The sequence below is a fragment of the Pelomonas sp. CA6 genome (assembly GCF_022549225.1).
In the GTDB taxonomy this organism is placed as follows: domain Bacteria; phylum Pseudomonadota; class Gammaproteobacteria; order Burkholderiales; family Burkholderiaceae_C; genus Roseateles.
The window spans coordinates 305369-322228 of sequence record NZ_JAKZFD010000002.1 but is presented as its reverse complement, the minus strand read 5'-3'; the positions used below and the strand labels follow the sequence as shown (position 1 = coordinate 322228).

Sequence of the window (16860 nt, the reverse complement as noted above, 5' to 3'; positions counted from 1 at the left end):
CCAAACCCGTGCCAAACGCAGGCCTCGGTCAACGCCTCACCGCCACCACCGCCCCTGCGTCCCCGGCCTGCATCAGCACCCATCCTCGCTGCGAGGCCTCCCAGACCGCGCCCGCGTGCAGCCGTAGCGCCGGTGCCCACAGGGTTTCGGCCAGCAGTTGCGGCGCCGGCTGCAGGCGCAGCTGGCCCTGCTGCAGGTGCAGCACGCTGCCGCGCGGCAGGTAAAGCGCCTGGCTCAGGCCCGGTTCCAGCCTCAGCGGCTGGGCCTGCGGGGCAGCGGCGGGTGGGGTGCCAGCGCGCCGCCCGCCGCGCAAGCGCGCGCGCAGCAGCATCCAGAACGAGGGGCGGGGGCTGAGCAGCAGGGCCATGGCATGGGGCGGCGGTGGTGCGCCGCGTCGTGGGGGATGACGGGGTCCAGTGTGCGCAGCGGCACCCGGCGAAAACAGGCACAGCGCGGCGCTTTGTGATGCGCAACAGCGGGTTCCCGCGCTCTGTTCCGGTCCGCCATGCGGCGCGCTGTTGCGGTCCGCGGCCCCGGCCAGCCCGCACAATGGGCCATGGACGCCGAGCAACGCACGGGCCCGCTGTACCTGCAGCTGGCCAGCCACTACCGCCGCGCGATCGCCGCCGGCAGCCTGGCGCCGGCCGCGCGCATGCCCTCGGTGCGCGCGCTGATGGCGCTGCACCGCGTCAGCCTGGCCACCGCGCTGCAGGCCTGCCGCCATCTGGAAAGCGAAGGCCTGCTGGAAGCGCGCCCGCGCCAGGGCTATTTCGTGCGCGCCACGGCGTTGCAGCGGCGCCTGCCGCCGGCGGCCGAGCCGCTGCCGGCACCGCCCGACCCGGCGCGCTATGTGGGCGTGCAGCAGCGCATCTCGGCGCTGCTGGCGCGCGCGCTGGCGGCGCGCGTGCAGGTGAACCTGGCCGGCGCCAGCGCCCAGGCCGCGCTGTACCCGCTGCGCGCGCTGGCGCTGCAGGGGCAGCGGCTGCTACGCCGCCATCCCGAGCTGCTGGTCGAGCCGCCACCGCCCGATGGCTTGCCCGCGCTGCGCGAGGCGCTGGCGCGGCTGGCGCTGGACGCCCAGGTCGCGCTGCGCGCCGACGAGGTGCTGGTTACCCACGGCTGCACCGAGGCGCTGACCATCGCGCTGCGCGCCGTGGCGCGCCCGGGCGATGCGGTCGCGGTGGAATCGCCCACCTACTACGGGCTGCTGCAAATCCTCGAAAGCCTGGGGCTGCGTGCGCTGGAGATCCCCACCAGCCCGCACACGGGCCTGTCGCTGGACGCGCTGCAGGCGGCCGCCCGCCAGGAGCCCGCGCTGCGCGCCGTGGTGGTCATGCCCAATCTGCAAAACCCACTCGGCTCGGTCATGCCGGACGCGCACAAGAAGGCGCTGCTGGCCTGGTGCGATCAGCAGGACCTGGCCCTGATCGAGGACGACACCTACGGCGCGCTGGCCGACGATCCGCAGCGCGCCATCAAGTCCTGGGACCGCGACGGACGGGTGATCCTCTGCTCCTCGCTGCACAAGACCCTGGCGCCGGGCATGCGCCTGGGCTGGATGACGGCCGGGCGCTGGCATGCGCGCGCGCGCATGCTCAAGTACACGCAGAGCCGGCCCAACGAGGCCCTGGGCCAGGCGGTGGTCGCCGCCTTCCTCTCCGGTGGCCAGATGGACCGCCACCTGCGCGGGCTGCGCCGCCGCCTGACCGTGCAGCGCGGCCAGATGGCCGAGGCCCTGGCCGACCACCTGCCCGCCGGCACGCGCCTGAGCCTGCCGCCGGGCGGCATGGCGCTGTGGCTGGCGCTGCCGCCGGGCCTGTCCTCCGAATGGCTGTTCGGCGCCGCGCTGGAGCGCGGCATCCGCCTGGCGCCCGGCGTGATGTTCTCCAACGCCACCCGCTTCGACGGCTTCGTGCGCATCAACTGCGGCCATCCCATGGATGCGGCCCAGCACGAGGCCATACGCACGCTGGGGCGCTTGTGCGAGCAGGCCCTGCAGCGACCGACCGGCGCGGTGCGCGACGTCGACCTTTCGCCCGCCTGGGCGCTGTCAGCGCCGGGCGAGCCCGCCTAGCGCCGGCCCGGGCCTGCCCCCGGCTTACACTGACGACCCCTAGCGATTCCGCAGCCCAACTCCATGAGCTCCTGCATTGCCTTCATCGGTGGCGGCAACATGGCCAGCGCCATCCTGGGCGGCCTCTTGAAGGCCGGCCATGCCGCCCGCGATCTGCGCGTCGTCGAACCGCATGCGCCGCAGCGCGAGCGGCTCGCGGCGGAACTGGGCATCCAGGCGCTGGCGCAGGCGGATGCCTCGCTGGCGGATGCGCAACTGGTGGTGTGGGCGGTCAAGCCGCAGCTCTTCGCCGAGGCCGCCGCGCCCTGCGCGCCGCATGTGGGCGCGGCGCTGCAGCTGTCGGTGATGGCCGGCCTGCGCAGCGACGCGATCGCGCGCGCCAGCGGCAGCGCGCGCGTGGTGCGCGCGATGCCCAACACGCCGGCGCTGATCGGCCAGGGCATCACCGGGCTGTTCGCGCGCGCCGAGGTCGGCGAGCCGGAGCGCCGCTGGATCGAGCAGGTGCTGGCGCCCACCGGGCGCACGCTGTGGGTGGCGCGCGAGCAGGACCTGGACGCGGTCACTGCGCTGTCGGGCTCGGGGCCAGCCTATTTCTTCTTCGTCGTCGAACAGATGGTGGCCGCGGCGCGCGACATGGGCCTCAGCGAGGCGCAGGGTCGCGAGCTGGCGCTGGCCACCTGCGCCGGCGCGGCCGCGCTGGCGCTGCAGTCGGGCGAGTCGCCGACGCTGCTGCGCGAGCGCGTCACGTCCAAGGGCGGCACCACCCACGCGGCGATCTCCAGCCTGCAGGCGGACGGCGTGGACGCGGCCTTGCGGCGCGCGGTGCGCGCCGCCGAGCAGCGCGCGCGCGAGCTGGGCGACGAGTTCGGCGGCTGAGGAGAGTTTCGCTCGATGGGGATTGCGACGCGCTGCAGCCTGCGCGGCTGGCTGCGTGCACCGGGTTCGCTGAGCAAGCGCGTGGCGGCGCTGGGCCAGCGCTTCGAGGTGCAGGTCTTGCGGCAAGAGGTGGCCCCGCTGCGCCAGCTGGAGCGCCGCGCGCTCGGGCTGCCGCGTAGCGGCTGCACGGTGGTGCGCGAGGTGCTGCTGCGCGTGGATGGGCGGCCGCTGGTGTGGGCGCGCTCGGCGCTGCACGCGGTGGCGCTCAAGGGGCCCTGGAAGGCGGTCAAGGGCCTGGGCTCACGTCCGCTGGGCCATCTGCTTTACGAGGACCCGCGCATCCAGCGCAGCGAGCTGCAGCCGCGCCGCCTGGCCCGCCAGGGCCATACCCGGCGCCAGATGCTCAAGCAATGGCAGGCGGCGACCGGCGCCGAGGCCTCGCCGCAGATGCTGTGGTCGCGCAACTCGGTGTTCACCCGGCGCGGCGCCCAGCTGCGCGTGATGGAATTGTTCGTCCCCGAACTGGCGAACTACAAGCCAGGTTCGCTGCGGCGCCGCAAGCCGGTTCGTTGAAGTCTGCGCCCGGCATGCCGCGGCGGTGCGGGCGGGGGCAGGGCCCTTGGACCGGCCGCTCAACCAGGAGAACACGCCATGACGGAATGTCGCGCCGCGCGCTGGCCCGGACCGAAGACCTCGCACGAACACCGCCGTCCCGGACGGCTCCTGCCGGTTGCGCCGCGCGGCGCGCCGTGGGCGGGCGCGCTGCTCGCCGGCCTGATGGCGACGGCGGCTCAGGCGGACGAGCCGGCCTTCAAGCTCACCGCCGGGCACTACGACTACGGCGGCTACGCCGGCCAGGACCTGAACCTGCGCTGGCGGGGCGAGGACCGCGAGGCCTGGGTCGGCCTGTACCACGATCCCCAGTTCGGCTCGCAGGCGCGGGCCGGCGCCGATGCCAGCATCAACCTGACCGGCTGGGCCCAGCTCCAGCCTTCGCTGCAACTGGCTTCGCGCGGTTTCGTCGGCGGCAGCGTCAATCTGCAGCTGGGCACGCGCTGGTATGGCCTGCTGGGCTGGGGACGGACCAACCTCAAGCCCTACTACAACCTCAACTTCGATCCCAACGACGCGATCACCGTGGGCCTGGGCTGGCATGAGGACGATGGCCGCGGGCTGCAGCTCTTCGTCGTCGCCGACGATCGCCTGCACACCGGCCAGCGCGACACCCACGTTCTGCTGCGCTGGCCCCTGGCAGAGGGGCAACGCCTGACCCTGGACCTGATGCACAAGCGCGGCCAGGGCGACGGCGGGCCGGTGCGCGCCTGGGGCTGGAGCGCGACCTGGGACTGGCCGCGCTGGTTTCTGCGCCTGGCGCGCGACCCGAAGCAGAACTTCTCCACCGACGACGCGACGCGGTTCTCGGCGGGGCTGCGCTTCTAGCGCCGCCGGGGCTCAGCGCAGCGCCAGGTCCAGCGCCGTGCCGGCAAAGATCGCGAAGCCCAGCCAGTGGTTGTCGCGGAAGGCCTTGAAGCAGCCCTCGCGGCTGCGCCGGCGGATCAGCGTGTAGTGCCACAGCACCTGTGCGACGGCCACGGCCATGCCGAGCAGGAACCAGCGGCCCAGCCCCAGGCGCAGGCCCAGCCAGGTCCAGCTGGCGATGAAGAGCGCGTAAAAAGCCATCACGCCGGCGACGTCGTAGCGGCCCAGGGTCAGCGCCGAGGTCTTGATGCCGATCTTGATGTCGTCGTCGGCGTCCACCATCGCGTACTCGGTGTCGTAGGCCAGCACCCAGAACAGGTTGGAAACCAGCAGGCCCCAGGCCGTCCACGGCACGGCCGCGTTCACGCTGGCCAGGCTCCATTCGCTGCCGCCCTGCGCGGCCGAAAAAGCCATCGGAATGCCGAACGAGAAGGCCACGCCCAGCACCGCCTGAGGCATCGAGACGAAGCGCTTGGCATAGGGATAGACCAGCGTGACCGCCAGCGCGGCGAAGGACAGCAGGATGGTCGGCGCATTGGTCGTCAGCACCAGCGCGAAGGACAGCAGGGCCAGCGCCGCGCCCACCCCCAGCGCCTCGCGGATGGAAACCGCGCCGCTGGTCACCGGGCGCTGCGCGGTGCGCTTCACATGCTTGTCGAACTCGCGGTCGGCCACGTCGTTGACGGCGCAGCCGGCGCTGCGCATCAGAAAGGTGCCCAGCGCGAACACCGCCAGCAGATGCCAGCCCGGCCAGCCGTCCGCGGCGATCCACAGCGCCGCCAGCGTGGGCCACAGCAGCAGCCAGGTGCCGGCCGGGCGGTCCCAGCGGATCAGGTTCAGGTAGAGCGCGAAGCGGGAGGGGGCGGCGGTGGACATGCGCCGCATTGTCGCGCGCCCCCGGCGCCTAGGTGGACGCCCCGCGGCGCAGGCGCGCCCACAGCGCGCCCGCCTCGCCGACCAGGCCGCGGCGGAAGGCCAGCACGCAGAGGATGAAGATCAGCCCGGTGACCAGGCTCACCGATTCGCCCAGGCCGTTGAACCAGGCGATGCCGGTCAGGCCGGCCAGGGCCTGGCCCAGGTCGCCGATCTTGTTTTCCAGCGCGATGATGACCAGCGCGCCGACGATGGGGCCCACCATGGTGCCCATGCCGCCGACCAGGGTCATCAGGATCACCAGGCCCGAGGTGGTCCAGACCGCGTCGGTCAGCGTCGCGAAGCCCAGCACCAGGGTCTTGGTCGCGCCGGCCAGCCCGGCCAGCGCGGCCGAGAGCACGAAGGCGACGAGCTTGAAACGGTCCACGTCATAGCCCAGCGAGGTGGCGCGGGCCGCGTTCTCGCGGATGGAGGTCAGCACCTGGCCGAAGGGCGAGTGCACGGCGCGGTAGATCAGCCAGAAGCCGAACACGAAGACGGCCAGCACCAGGTAGAACAGCAGCAGGTCGTTCTCCAGGTCCAGCCCTAACAGGTGGCCGCGCGGCACGGCCTGCAGGCCGTCCTCGCCGCCGGTGAAGGGCGCCTGCAGGAAATAGAAGAACAGCATCTGCGCCAGCGCCAGCGTGATCATCGAGAAGTAGATGCCCGAGCGGCGTATCGCCAGCAGCCCGAACACCAGCCCCACGGCCGCCGCGATCACCGTGCCATAGGCCAGCCCCAGCAGCGGCGGAAAGCCCCAGACCTTCAACGCATGGCCGGCGCTGTAGGCCGCGGCGCCCAGGAAGGCGGCGTGGCCGAAGCTCAGCAGCCCGGTGAAGCCGATCAGCAGGTTGAACGCGCAGGCGAAGAGCGCGTAGCACATCACCTTCATCACGAAGATGGGATAGACCCCCAGCCACGGCAGCAGCGCAATGCCGGCGAACATCGCGGCGTAGCCGATCACTCGTTGGTTCATATCACTTCTCTTTCCCGAACAGTCCGGCCGGCCGCACGAGGAGGACCAGCGCCATCACCACGAACACCACGGTGTTCGAGGCCTCGGGATAGAACACCTTGGTCAGGCCCTCCACCACGCCCAGGCCCAGCCCGGTGAGGATGGAGCCGAGGATGGAGCCCATGCCGCCGATCACCACCACCGCGAACACGACGATGATCAGGTTGGAGCCCATCAGTGCGTTGATCTGCAGGATGGGCGCGGCCAGCACGCCGGCGAAGGCGGCCAGCGCGACGCCGCCGGCATAGGTCAGCGTGACCAGGCGCGGCACGTTGACGCCGAAGGCCTGCACCAGCCGCGGGTTCTCGGTGCCGGCGCGCAGCAGCGCGCCCAGCGAGGTCTTCTCGATCAGCGCCCACACGCCCAGGCAGACCACCAGCGACGCGACCACCACCCAGGCGCGGTAGTTGGGCAGGATCATGAACCCGAGGTTGGTGGCGCCCGAGAGCTGCTCCGGCACCGCATAGGGCTGGCCCGAAACGCCGTAGAAGGAGCGGAACAGCCCTTCGATCACCAGCGTGATGCCGAAGGTCAGCAGCAGGCCGTACAGGTGGTCCAGCTTGTACAGCCACTGCAGCATCAGCCGCTCGATCAGCAGCCCGACCGCGCCCACCACCAGCGGTGCCAGGACCAGCATGACCCAGTAATTCAGTCCCAGGTACTCCATGCCCATCCAGGCCAGGAAGGCCCCCATCATGTACAGCGCCCCGTGGGCGAAGTTGATGATGTTGAGCATGCCGAAGATCACCGCCAGGCCCAGCGACAGCATCGCGTAGAACGAGCCGTTCACCAGGCCCAGCAGCAGCTGCCCCATCAGGGCCGGCAGCGGAATCCCAAAGAGTTCAGTCATGACCCTCGCTCATGGTCTTTGCCTTCTCGGCCGCGCTCGCAAGGTTTTGCCGGGGCGCCCGCCGGGCGTCCCCTGGGGGAACCGCCCAGACCCCCGCGCGTTCAGCGCCATGGGCCGGGGCGAGGGGCTCATTTCTTCACCAGCGGGCACTTGGAGTCGGCCAGCTTGGTGAAGGCCTCGGCGCCGGGGATGCGCGTCACGACCTTGAAGTAGTCCCAGGGCTCGGTGGACTCCTTCTGCGACTTCACCTGCAGCAGGAACATGTCGTGCACGCCGCGGCCGTCTTCCTTGCGGATCGTGCCCTTGGTGTAGAAGTCGTTGATCGGCGTGTCCTTCATCTTCGCCAGCACCTTGTCGCTGTCGTCGCTCTTCAGCGCGTCGACGGCCTTCAGGTAGTGCATGGCCGCGGAGTAGTCGGCCGCCTGCAGCGACGAGGGCATGCGCTTCATCTTCTCGAAGAAGCGGCGGCTCCAGGCGCGCGCCTCGGGGCTTTGGTTCCAGTACCAGGAGTCGGTCAGGTACATGCCCTCGGTGGTCTTCAGGCCCAGCGAGTGGATGTCGTTGATGAACATCAGCAGGCCGGCCAGCTTCATGGTCTTGGTGATGCCGAACTCGTTGGCCGCCTTCACGGAGTTGATCGTGTCGCCGCCAGCGTTGGCCAGGCCCAGGATCTGCGCGCCGCTGCCCTGCGCCTGCAGCAGGAAGGAGCTGAAGTCGCTGGCGTTGAGCGGGTGCTTGACGCTGCCCAGCACCTTGCCGCCGCTCTTGGTCACCACCGCCGAGGTGTCGGCCTGCAGCGAGGCGCCGAAGGCGTAGTCGGCGGTCAGGAAGTACCAGCTCTTGCCCCCGCCCTTGGTCACCGCCGCGCCGGTGCCGTTGGCCAGGGCCACGGTGTCGTAGGCGTAGTGGATGGTGTAGGGCGTGCAGTCCTCGTTGGTCAGGCGCGAGGTGCCGGCGCCGATGGAGATGAAGGGCTTCTTCTTCTCCGCGGCGATCTTGGCCATCGCCAGGCTGGTGCCGGAGTTGGTGCCGCCGATCAGCAGGTCCAGCCCCTGGGTGTCGAACCACTCGCGCGCCTTGGACGCGGCGACGTCGGCCTTGTTCTGGTGGTCGGCATAGATCAGCTCGATCTTCTTGCCGGCGGCCAGGCCCTTCATGTCGGCGATGGCCATCTTGATCGCCTCCACGCCGCCGGCGCCGTCGATGTCCGCATAGACGCTGGACATGTCGGTGATGATGCCGATCTTCACCACATCGCCCGAGATCTGGGCCTGGGCGCCGGAGCCGGCACAGGCCAGCAGCGCGGCCAGGGCCGCATGCGTGAGGGGCTTGCGCTTGTGTTGCATCGTTTGTCTCCTTGGTGAATGGGGGAATCAGACGCTCAAGAGTTCGTCCAGCAGCGCGCGCTTGGACTCCAGCTCGGCAGCCGGGAAGGACTCGACGACCTGGCCATGCTCGATCACCGCGAAGTGGTCGGCCAGTGGCGCGGCGAAGCGGAAGTTCTGCTCCACCATCACGATGGTGAAGCCCTCGGCCTTGAGCGCGCGGATCATGCGCGCCAGGGCCTGCACGATGACCGGCGCCAGCCCTTCCGAGATCTCGTCCAGCAGCAGGATGTCCGCGCCGGTGCGCAGGATGCGCGCCACGGCCAGCATCTGCTGCTCGCCGCCCGAGAGCCGCGTGCCCTGGCTGTGGCGGCGCTCGGCGAGGTTGGGGAACATCTGGTAGATCTGCGCCTCGCTCATGGGCTTGCCGCGGCCGCTCTTGAGCGGCGGCGGCAGGCGCAGGTTTTCCTCGGTGGAGAGCGACGCGAAGATGCCGCGCTCCTCCGGGCAGTAGCCCAGGCCCAGGTGGGCCACCCGGTGGGGGGGCAGATGGATGGACTCCTGTCCGTGCACCTTGACCGAACCGCTGCGCCGGTCGGTCAGGCCCATGATCGCGCGCAGCGTGGTCGTGCGGCCGGCGCCGTTGCGCCCCAGCAGCGTCAAGACCTGACCCTGCGGCACCTGCAGGTCGATGCCGTGCAGGATGTGGCTTTCGCCGTACCAGGCCTGCAGGCCCTTGATGTCCAGCGCGGCGCTCATCCATGGGCTCCTTGGAGCTCGGTGGCTTCGCTGCCCATGTAGGCCTCCAGCACCGCCGGGTGCCGGGAAACGGTGTCGTAGTCGCCTTCGGCCAGCACCGCGCCGCGGGCCAGCACGGTGATCTGGTCGGCGATGCGCGAGATCACGCGCATGTTGTGCTCCACCATCAGCACGGTGCGGCCCTCGGCCACGCGCTTGATCAGCTCGGTGACGCGTTCCACGTCCTCATGGCCCATGCCCTGGGTGGGTTCGTCCAGCAGCATCAGCTCGGGCTCCATCGCCATCGTCGTGGCGATCTCCAGCGCGCGCTTGCGGCCATAGGGCAGGTCGGCGGCGCGCAGCTGCGCCATGTTGTGCAGGTCCACCAGCTCCAGCAGCTCCAGCGCCCGGGCGTCCAGCTGGCGCAGGCCCGCCAGCCCCTTCCAGAAATGGAAGCTGGTGCCGGTGAAGCGCTGCAGCCCGATGCGCACGTTTTCCAGCACCGTCAGGTGCGGGAACACCGCGGAGATCTGGAAGGAGCGGATCACCCCGCGCCGCGCAATCTCGGCCGGCTTCTCGCCGGTGATGGCGATGCCGTTGAACAGGATCTCGCCGCTGGTGGGCGTGAGGAACTTGGTCAGCAGGTTGAAGCAGGTGGTCTTGCCGGCGCCGTTGGGGCCGATCAAGGCATGGATGTGGCCACGCCGCACACGCAGGTCGACCGAATCGACCGCGGTGAAGCCCTTGAAGGACTTGCTGAGCTTGCGTGTCTCCAGGATGAGTTCACTCATCGGCGCAATGGATGCCGTGGGCGGCATCTCGGGGGAGGTGGAAGCCCGAAATCTAGGGCGAAGCCCGCCCGGTGGCACCCGTGTCTACCCTGTACGCAGTTTTTCGCAAGGGTCAACCCGGGGAGCCGCTGTCCTCCGGGTGACGCGGGCGCGCCATGGTGGTGCACAAATGGCGGGCGGCCGCTATGCTGCGGCGCTGATCTTCCGGGCGGCGTCGGGCAAGGCCTGGCCCCGGGAGCCCGTGGCAAGAAAGGGAACTTCCATGACCGCACGTTTCGCAGCCCTGGCCTTGGCGCTGGCCCTGGGGGGCGCCACCCTCGCGCAGGCCGGCGCGCCGCAGCAGAAATCGCAGGCGCCGGGCTATTACCGCATGATGCTGGGCGACTTCGAGATCACCGCGCTGAACGACGGCACGGTGGACCTGCCGGTGGACAAGCTGCTCAAGGAGCGCCGCCCCGGCCAGGTGCTGCGCGCGCTGCAGCAGGCCTACCTGGGCGTGCCGCTGGAGACCTCGGTGAACGGCTACCTGGTCAACACCGGCAGCAAGCTGGTGCTGATCGACACCGGCGCCGCCTCGCTGTTCGGCCCGACGCTGGGCCGGCTGGTCGCCAATCTGCGCGCCTCGGGCTACGAGCCGGAGCAGGTGGACGAGATCTACCTGACCCACATGCACCCCGACCATGTCGGCGGCCTGACGCAGAACGGCCAGGCGGTCTTCCCCAACGCGGTGGTGCGCGCCGACCAGCGCGATGCGGATTTCTGGCTCAGCGCCGAGCAGGCGGCCAAGGCGCCGGCCGAGGCCAAGGGCTTTTTCCAGGGCGCGATGAGCTCGATGAAGCCGTACGTCGATGCCGGCCGCTTCAAGCCTTTCGAGGGCAACACCGACCTGCTGCCGGGCCTGCGCGCCGTCGCCACGCCCGGCCACACGCCCGGCCACACCGTGTACATGGTGGAAAGCAAGGGCCAGAAACTGGCCGTCTGGGGCGACCTGATGCATGTGGCCGCGGTGCAGTTCCACGACCCCAGCGTGACCATCGCCTTCGACACCGACGCCAAGGCCGCGATGCCGCAGCGCCAGCAGGCCTATGCCGATGCGGCGGACCAGGGCTACTACGTGGCCGTGGCCCACGTGTCCTTCCCCGGGATCGGCAAGCTGCGGCCGGACGGCAAGGGCTATCTCTGGCTGCCGGCCAACTACAGCGCCAAGCCGCGCTGAGGGGGCCGGCCGGCGCGCGTCAGCGCGACTCGGGCTCGGCCGCGGGGCGCAGGCGCAGCACCTGGCCCGGGTTTTCGGTCAGCAGGTAGAGCAGCCCGTCCGGGCCCTCGCGCACGTCGCGCAGCCGGCCCACGTCGGGCAGCGCGGGACCGCGGGCCTGGACCTTCAGGGTCCGCGGGTCCAGCTTCACGCGCTCCAGGTGGCGGAACTTCAGCGAGCCGATGAAGAAGCTGCCCTGCCAGTCCGCGCCATAGCGGGCGCTGCGCAGCAGCGCCAGCCCCGACGGCGCGATGGACGGCGTCCAGTGCAGCAGCGGCTGCTCCATGCCGGGCTTCTCGGTGATGCCCTCGCCGATCTTGCCGCCGCCGTAGTTCTCGCCATAGGTGATCACCGGCCAGCCGTAGTTGCGGCCGGGCTGGATCAGGTTGAGCTCGTCGCCGCCCTGCGGGCCGTGCTCGTGCACCCACAGCCGGTCCGCGTCGTCCAGCGTCGCGCCCTGCGGGTTGCGATGGCCGTAGGACCAGATCTCGGGCAGGGCGTCCGCGCGCCCGACGAAGGGGTTGTCGGGCGGCACGCTGCCGTCCTTGCGCAGCCGCAGGATCTTGCCCAGGTGGTTGTCCAGGCGCTGGGCCTGGTCCATCGCGTGGAAGCGCTCGCCCAGCGTCAGGTAGAGCAGGCCCTGGCGGCTTTCGACGATGCGGCAGCCGAAGTGCAGCCGGCTCGCGAGCTTGGGCTGCTGGCGGAAGATCACGCGGACCTGCTCCAGGCGCGTCTCATCCTCGCTGAGCCGGGCGCTGGCCAGCGCCGTGCCATTGGTCTTGCCGTCGGCCGCGGCCTCGCTGAAGCAGAAGAACAGGCGCCGGTTCTGCGCGAATTCGCGGTCCAGCACCAGGTCCAGCAGTCCGCCCTGGCCGCCCGCATCCACCGCAGGCACGCCCTGCAGCGCCGGCCCCGGCTTGCCGCCGGGCGCGGCCACATGCAGACGTCCGGGGCGTTCGCTGATCAACAGCCGGCCCGTGGGCAGAAAGGCCATCGCCCACGGCGATTCCAGGCCGGTGACCACGGGTTCCAGCCGCGCCGGGGTGGGGGGCGCCTCGGCGGCGCGAGCCGCAAACATGGTGGCGACGAGGGCGGTGATCAGGAGCAGTCGCATAGACAGGGCCCGGCTGAGGATGAAGTCCATGATGCCTCCACGGCGCTGCTTTCCGACCAAGTCCCGCTCGCCGGCAGGGGATGGGGCGCAGAGCGCACGACCTTGGCCCTGGCTCGCCGTGTCGCTTGACGCAAGCGATGGGCGGCTCGCTAAGCTGCCACCGGCTCCGCCGACCGCGGAGCGCATCCATCATCAAGGGAGACAGAATGAAATTGCACAGCAAACGCTGGGTGGCCGTCCTCGGCCTCGTCGCATCGGGGACGGCCGCGGCCGCCGATGCCAAGCAGGAGGGCGTGTATGCCGGCCTCGCCATTGGCCGCGCGAGCGGCAGCGCCGAAACCTACCGCATCGGCAGCAGCCCGTCCTTCGGCTTTAACCTGGGTTATCGCTTCAGCGCCAACCTCTCGACGGAAGTCTTCTGGCGCAGCCTGAGCTTCGAGCTCTTTCCGATGTTCCAGACCCGGTCCTATGAGTATCCCGATTCGCACCTCGGGGTGGCGGTGATCGGCTCCATGCCCCTGAGCGATTCGTGGGCCCTCAATGCCCGCCTGGGGGTGGGGCGCACGAAGATGGAGCGCAGCCGTGATCTGAGCGCTTCGGGCTCGCGGACCTCGCTGTCCGGCGGCCTGAGCGTCAGCTATGCGATCACGCCCAGCTTCTCGATGAATCTGGGCTACGAGCGCTACACCAAGATCAGTTCCGGGGTCACATTGCTGGGCGCAGAACTGAGGTTCTGATGGCGGCCGCGCCGCTCAACCGTCCATCTTCTGCTGGAACACCAGGCCCGCGTGCTCGCGCAGCGCGTGGAACTTGATCTTCGGCCAGTTGTCCTGCATCGCGCGCAGTTCGCCGGCGTATTCCAGCAGCACGGTGGGCGCGTTCACCGCGTCCCAGGCGACGCGGTGGGCGTTGTGGTCGATGAAGCGGCGCAACTCCTTCTCGCCGCTGCCGCCGATGCCGTCGAAGTCCTCGCAGGTCACCCAGCGCGCCACGTTGTAGCGCGCCGGGGTGATGCGGGCCTTGACGCCGTATTCATGCTCCAGCCGATGCGCGACGACCTCGAACTGCAGCTGGCCCACGGCGCCCAGCAACAGCACGGTGCCGGCCTCGGGGCGGAAGACCTGGATCGCGCCTTCCTCGCCGAGCTGGCGCAGACCCTCGCGCAGCTGCTTGGTCTTGAGCGGATCGGCCACCTCGACCGAGCGGAACATTTCCGGCGCGAAGAAGGGCAGGCCGGTGTACTGCAGGGCCTCGCCCTCGGTGATGGTGTCGCCCAGCTGCAGCACGCCGTGGTTGGGGATGCCGATGATGTCGCCGGCGAAGGCCTCGTCCAGCAGCTCGCGGCGCTGGGACAGGAAGCTCACCACGGTGTTGGGGCGCAGCTCCTTGCCGCTGCGCACGACCTTGAGCCGCATGCCGCGCTCGAAATGCCCGGAGGCCACGCGCAGGAAGGCGATGCGGTCGCGGTGCGAGGGGTCCATGTTGGCCTGGATCTTGAAGACCACGCCGCTGAACTTGGGCTCCTGCGGCTGCACCACGCGCTGCAGCGCGGCGCGCTCGCCCGGCGCGGGCGCCAGCTCGACCAGCGCGTCCAGCACTTCCTGTACGCCGAAGTTGTTCACCGCGGAGCCGAAGAACATCGGCGTCTGCCGGCCGGACAGGAAGGCCTGCAGGTCGAACTCGGGCGCGGCCTCGCGCACCAGCTCGATCTCGCCCTGGGCGTTGTCATACTGCATGCCGAACCGTTCGGCATAGGCCGGGTTGTCCAGCCCGTCCAGCACCTCCTCGGTGCCGGCGACGCGGTCCTCGCCGGGCGAGAACACGCGCATGCGCTGCTGGCGCAGGTCCATCACGCCGTGGAAATGCTTGCCCATGCCCACCGGCCAGGTGAAGGGCACCACCGTCATGCCCAGCTCGCGCTCGATCTCGTCCATCAGCGCCAGCGGCTCCTGCACCTCGCGGTCCAGCTTGTTGACGAAGGTGAGGATGGGCGTGTTGCGCGCGCGGCAGACCTGCAGCAGGCGCCGCGTCTGCGGCTCCACGCCATTGGCCGCGTCGATCACCATCAGCGCCGCGTCCACCGCGGTCAGCACGCGGTAGGTGTCTTCGGAGAAGTCCTGGTGGCCCGGGGTGTCCAGCAGGTTGATCACGCAGTCGCGGTACTCCATCTGCATCACCGACGAGGCCACCGAGATGCCGCGCTGCTTTTCGATCTCCATCCAGTCCGAGGTCGCGTGGCGGCTGGCCTTGCGCGCCTTCACCGAGCCGGCGATCTGGATCGCGCCGGAGAACAGCAGCAGCTTCTCGGTCAGCGTGGTCTTGCCCGCGTCAGGGTGCGAGATGATGGCGAAGGTGCGGCGGCGGCGCACTTCGGTGTCGATGCGGCTGTTCAGCTCGGTGGACATGGCGGGGCAGGGGCCGGCAGACGGCCCGGACGGCGGAAAACCCGCCATTATCGCGGCAGCCCCTCCATCCGGCCACCGCGGGGGCTCACCAGCGCCGCAGGCGCACGCCCAGCTGGGCGCCGCTTTCGCCCTCGGCACTGAGGTGCAGCCGCGCCGCGCCCTCGACGCGCCAGTGCTGGCCGGCATCCAGGAAGACGTCCTGCGGCCAGCCCTCGCGGGTGAGCCAGACCCGGCCGCGCAGCACGCGCAGCTCGGTCCAGCCGTCCGGCTCGCAGTCCAGCGCCCGCACCGGGTGCGCGGCCTGGGCCACGGGCGGCAGCTCCAGCAGGTGGTCCGGCGCGCCGCTGCGGGCCGCGGGGGCGGTGGGAAGGGGGGCGAGGGCTGGCGTGTTCATGGCCTTCACTGTGGGCGCCGGGACGCCGGTGCGACAGACACAGCGCCGCGCGAGCCGGAGCCGCACAGAGCGGCCGGGCGCGCATCTGTATGGGTCGGTCCGCCGGCCATCTGTACCGGGTCATTTCGCACCGGCCCGTACAGAATCCAGGTATGGACCTGCAGCACAGCGCCCCCGCCGTGGCCACGCCCGCGCCCCTGGCCGAGGAGGGGGCGCTCTATTTGCGCATCGCGCAGGGGCTGGCCGAGGCGATACGCCGCGGCGGCCTGGCGCGCGGCCAGCGCCTGCCTTCGGTGCGCGAGACCGCGCGCCAGCACGGCGTGGCCATCAGCACCGCGGTGCAGGCCTATCACTGGCTGGAGGACGCGCGCCTGATCGAGGCGCGGCCGCGCTCGGGATTTTTCGTCGCCGGCAAGCCCGCCGCGCGGCTGCCCGAGCCCAGCTTCACGCGGCCGCTGCGGCGCGCCCATCCGGTCTGCGTCGACGTGCTGGGCCAGCGCCTGCTGGGGCCGGCGCAGGCGCGCGACGTAGTGAGCTTCAGCAGCGGCACGCCCGGCGAAGCCATGCTGGACGCCGAGCGCGTGCGCCGCACCCTGGTGCGCGCGGTGCAGCGCCACCGCGGCCTGCTGTGCCACTATCCGGAGCCGCATGGCCATGTCGAGGCGCGCCGCGCGCTGGCCCGCTACGCGCTGCACCTGGGCTGCAGCCTGGACCCCGAGCGCATCACGCTGACCGCGGGCTGCATGGAGGCGATCAGCCTGTGCCTGCGCACCGTGACCCGGCCGGGCGACGTGGTCGCGATCGAGTCGCCCACGCACTACTCCTTCCTGGAGCTGCTGCAGAGCCTGCATCTGCGCGCGCTGGAGATCCCCACCCATCCGCGCCATGGGCTGTCGCTGGACGCGTTGCAGCTGGCGCTGGACACCCAGCCGGTGAAGGCGGTGATGGTGGTGCCTACGCTGTCCAACCCGCTGGGCAGCTGCATGCCGCTGGCCGAGCGCCGCCGCCTGGCGCAGATGGCCACGCGCCACGACATCGCGGTGATCGAGGACGCGGTCTACAACGACCTGGTCTTCCACGACGAGTTGCGCCGCACCGTGAAGAGCTACGACACCAGCGGCCACGTGATGCTGTGCGATTCCTTCACCAAGACCGTGGCGCCGGGCCTGCGCCTGGGCTGGGTGGAGGCGGGCCGCTGGACCGACGAGCTGCGCCGGCTCAAGAACGTGCAGGGCGCGCAGACCGCGGTGCTGGAGCTGGCCGTGGCCGACCTGCTGTCGCAGGCCGGGCACAGCGCGCAGATGCGCCAGCTGCGCAGCTGGGCCGCGGGCCGGCTGGACCTGGCGCGCGGCCTGATCGCCGAGCACTTCCCGGCCGGCACCCGCGTCAGCGATCCGCCGGGCGGCTTCCTGCTGTGGGTGGAGCTGCCGCGCGGCCTGGAAGCCCAGGCGCTGCAGCTGGCCGCGCAGGCCGAGGGCATCCTGGTGGCGCCGGGCTCGCTGTTCAGCGCCCATGCGCGCTTCAAGAGCTGTTTACGCATCGGCGTCGGGGCCGACTGGAGCGAGCGCCATCCCGCCGCGCTGCGCCGCGTCGGCGAGCTGGCCCGTGCGATGCGGGGCGCGGCGGGGTGAG

17 protein-coding genes are annotated in these 16860 nt (G+C 70.8%); 7 read left to right on the top strand and 10 right to left on the bottom strand.

The genetic code is table 11. The annotated features are described in order from the left end of the window. Positions 1-28: 28 nt before the first annotated feature. Positions 29-367 carry a hypothetical protein gene (locus LZ017_RS05250; protein WP_241299018.1) on the bottom strand — a complete coding sequence of 113 codons (339 nt, stop codon included), beginning with the start codon at positions 365-367 and terminating at the stop codon, positions 29-31. Between the two features lie 189 nt (positions 368-556). Here LZ017_RS05250 and LZ017_RS05245 point away from each other — a divergent pair, with 189 nt between their 5' ends. The 4 genes from LZ017_RS05245 (at position 557) to LZ017_RS05230 (ending at position 4390) form a co-directional block, all read left to right on the top strand. Next, positions 557-2074, top strand: a complete 1518-nt coding sequence (locus tag LZ017_RS05245; protein WP_241299017.1) for a PLP-dependent aminotransferase family protein — start codon at positions 557-559, stop codon at positions 2072-2074. A 63-nt stretch (positions 2075-2137) separates the two neighbouring features. Further along, a complete protein-coding gene (gene proC, locus LZ017_RS05240) occupies positions 2138-2950 on the top strand; it encodes a pyrroline-5-carboxylate reductase (RefSeq protein ID WP_241299016.1) in 813 nt (270 codons plus the stop codon). Between the two features lie 15 nt (positions 2951-2965). Next, positions 2966-3523, top strand: a complete 558-nt coding sequence (locus LZ017_RS05235) for a chorismate lyase (RefSeq protein ID WP_241299015.1) — start codon at positions 2966-2968, stop codon at positions 3521-3523. A gap of 78 nt (positions 3524-3601) precedes the next feature. Next, a complete protein-coding gene (locus LZ017_RS05230) occupies positions 3602-4390 on the top strand; it encodes a hypothetical protein (RefSeq protein ID WP_241299014.1) in 789 nt (262 codons plus the stop codon). 12 nt (positions 4391-4402) lie between these two features. Here LZ017_RS05230 and ubiA read toward each other — a convergent pair whose 3' ends face one another. The 6 genes from ubiA to LZ017_RS05200 form a co-directional block, all read right to left on the bottom strand. Then, a complete protein-coding gene (gene ubiA, locus LZ017_RS05225) occupies positions 4403-5305 on the bottom strand; it encodes a 4-hydroxybenzoate octaprenyltransferase (RefSeq protein ID WP_241299013.1) in 903 nt (300 codons plus the stop codon). Between the two features lie 28 nt (positions 5306-5333). Then, entirely contained in the window at positions 5334-6317 is a 984-nt protein-coding gene (locus tag LZ017_RS05220; RefSeq protein WP_241299012.1) for a branched-chain amino acid ABC transporter permease, read from the bottom strand. A 1-nt stretch (position 6318) separates the two neighbouring features. Then, positions 6319-7206: a branched-chain amino acid ABC transporter permease gene (locus LZ017_RS05215; protein ID WP_241299011.1), complete on the bottom strand. Its 888-nt coding sequence runs from the start codon at positions 7204-7206 to the stop codon at positions 6319-6321. Positions 7207-7334: 128 nt separating this feature from the next. Then, positions 7335-8552 (bottom strand): ABC transporter substrate-binding protein, encoded by a 1218-nt coding sequence (locus LZ017_RS05210; RefSeq protein WP_241299010.1) that lies wholly within the window; start codon positions 8550-8552, stop codon positions 7335-7337. A 27-nt stretch (positions 8553-8579) separates the two neighbouring features. Continuing rightward, on the bottom strand, positions 8580-9290 hold the full coding sequence (locus LZ017_RS05205; protein ID WP_241299009.1) for an ABC transporter ATP-binding protein: 711 nt from the start codon (positions 9288-9290) through the stop codon (positions 8580-8582). Beyond that, complete coding sequence (locus tag LZ017_RS05200) at positions 9287-10060, bottom strand: ABC transporter ATP-binding protein (RefSeq protein ID WP_241299008.1); 774 nt, start codon at positions 10058-10060, stop codon at positions 9287-9289. Before LZ017_RS05200 ends, LZ017_RS05205 begins: the two co-directional genes overlap by 4 nt. 262 nt (positions 10061-10322) lie before the next feature. Between LZ017_RS05200 and LZ017_RS05195 the strand changes: the two genes are divergently transcribed. Further along, positions 10323-11276 carry an MBL fold metallo-hydrolase gene (locus LZ017_RS05195; protein ID WP_241299007.1) on the top strand — a complete coding sequence of 318 codons (954 nt, stop codon included), beginning with the start codon at positions 10323-10325 and terminating at the stop codon, positions 11274-11276. 19 nt (positions 11277-11295) lie between these two features. Here LZ017_RS05195 and LZ017_RS05190 read toward each other — a convergent pair whose 3' ends face one another. Beyond that, positions 11296-12393 (bottom strand): PQQ-dependent sugar dehydrogenase, encoded by a 1098-nt coding sequence (locus LZ017_RS05190; RefSeq protein WP_241299274.1) that lies wholly within the window; start codon positions 12391-12393, stop codon positions 11296-11298. A 242-nt stretch (positions 12394-12635) separates the two neighbouring features. Here LZ017_RS05190 and LZ017_RS05185 point away from each other — a divergent pair, with 242 nt between their 5' ends. Further along, positions 12636-13166 (top strand): porin family protein, encoded by a 531-nt coding sequence (locus LZ017_RS05185; protein WP_241299006.1) that lies wholly within the window; start codon positions 12636-12638, stop codon positions 13164-13166. Positions 13167-13181: 15 nt separating this feature from the next. Here the strand turns inward: LZ017_RS05185 and LZ017_RS05180 are convergent, their stop codons facing one another. Both LZ017_RS05180 and LZ017_RS05175 read right to left on the bottom strand, forming a co-directional pair. Continuing rightward, positions 13182-14834 carry a peptide chain release factor 3 gene (locus tag LZ017_RS05180; protein WP_241299005.1) on the bottom strand — a complete coding sequence of 551 codons (1653 nt, stop codon included), beginning with the start codon at positions 14832-14834 and terminating at the stop codon, positions 13182-13184. 85 nt (positions 14835-14919) lie between these two features. After that, positions 14920-15228 carry a DUF2917 domain-containing protein gene (locus LZ017_RS05175; RefSeq protein ID WP_241299004.1) on the bottom strand — a complete coding sequence of 103 codons (309 nt, stop codon included), beginning with the start codon at positions 15226-15228 and terminating at the stop codon, positions 14920-14922. A 152-nt stretch (positions 15229-15380) separates the two neighbouring features. On the opposite strand from LZ017_RS05175, the gene LZ017_RS05170 reads away from it, so the two are divergent. Next, the gene (locus tag LZ017_RS05170) at positions 15381-16859 is read left to right on the top strand and encodes a PLP-dependent aminotransferase family protein (RefSeq protein WP_241299003.1); all 1479 of its coding nucleotides are present in this window, start codon (positions 15381-15383) and stop codon (positions 16857-16859) included. The last annotated feature ends 1 nt before the right edge of the window (position 16860 follow it).

Coding starts and splice junctions, on each gene's coding strand:
- LZ017_RS05250 (WP_241299018.1), bottom strand. CDS start 367: ATGGCCCTGCTGCTCAGCCCCCGCCCCTCGTTCTGGATGCTGCTGCGC.
- LZ017_RS05245 (WP_241299017.1), top strand. CDS start 557: ATGGACGCCGAGCAACGCACGGGCCCGCTGTACCTGCAGCTGGCCAGC.
- proC (WP_241299016.1), top strand. CDS start 2,138: ATGAGCTCCTGCATTGCCTTCATCGGTGGCGGCAACATGGCCAGCGCC.
- LZ017_RS05235 (WP_241299015.1), top strand. CDS start 2,966: ATGGGGATTGCGACGCGCTGCAGCCTGCGCGGCTGGCTGCGTGCACCG.
- LZ017_RS05230 (WP_241299014.1), top strand. CDS start 3,602: ATGACGGAATGTCGCGCCGCGCGCTGGCCCGGACCGAAGACCTCGCAC.
- ubiA (WP_241299013.1), bottom strand. CDS start 5,305: ATGTCCACCGCCGCCCCCTCCCGCTTCGCGCTCTACCTGAACCTGATC.
- LZ017_RS05220 (WP_241299012.1), bottom strand. CDS start 6,317: ATGAACCAACGAGTGATCGGCTACGCCGCGATGTTCGCCGGCATTGCG.
- LZ017_RS05215 (WP_241299011.1), bottom strand. CDS start 7,206: ATGACTGAACTCTTTGGGATTCCGCTGCCGGCCCTGATGGGGCAGCTG.
- LZ017_RS05210 (WP_241299010.1), bottom strand. CDS start 8,552: ATGCAACACAAGCGCAAGCCCCTCACGCATGCGGCCCTGGCCGCGCTG.
- LZ017_RS05205 (WP_241299009.1), bottom strand. CDS start 9,290: ATGAGCGCCGCGCTGGACATCAAGGGCCTGCAGGCCTGGTACGGCGAA.
- LZ017_RS05200 (WP_241299008.1), bottom strand. CDS start 10,060: ATGAGTGAACTCATCCTGGAGACACGCAAGCTCAGCAAGTCCTTCAAG.
- LZ017_RS05195 (WP_241299007.1), top strand. CDS start 10,323: ATGACCGCACGTTTCGCAGCCCTGGCCTTGGCGCTGGCCCTGGGGGGC.
- LZ017_RS05190 (WP_241299274.1), bottom strand. CDS start 12,393: ATGTTTGCGGCTCGCGCCGCCGAGGCGCCCCCCACCCCGGCGCGGCTG.
- LZ017_RS05185 (WP_241299006.1), top strand. CDS start 12,636: ATGAAATTGCACAGCAAACGCTGGGTGGCCGTCCTCGGCCTCGTCGCA.
- LZ017_RS05180 (WP_241299005.1), bottom strand. CDS start 14,834: ATGTCCACCGAGCTGAACAGCCGCATCGACACCGAAGTGCGCCGCCGC.
- LZ017_RS05175 (WP_241299004.1), bottom strand. CDS start 15,228: ATGAACACGCCAGCCCTCGCCCCCCTTCCCACCGCCCCCGCGGCCCGC.
- LZ017_RS05170 (WP_241299003.1), top strand. CDS start 15,381: ATGGACCTGCAGCACAGCGCCCCCGCCGTGGCCACGCCCGCGCCCCTG.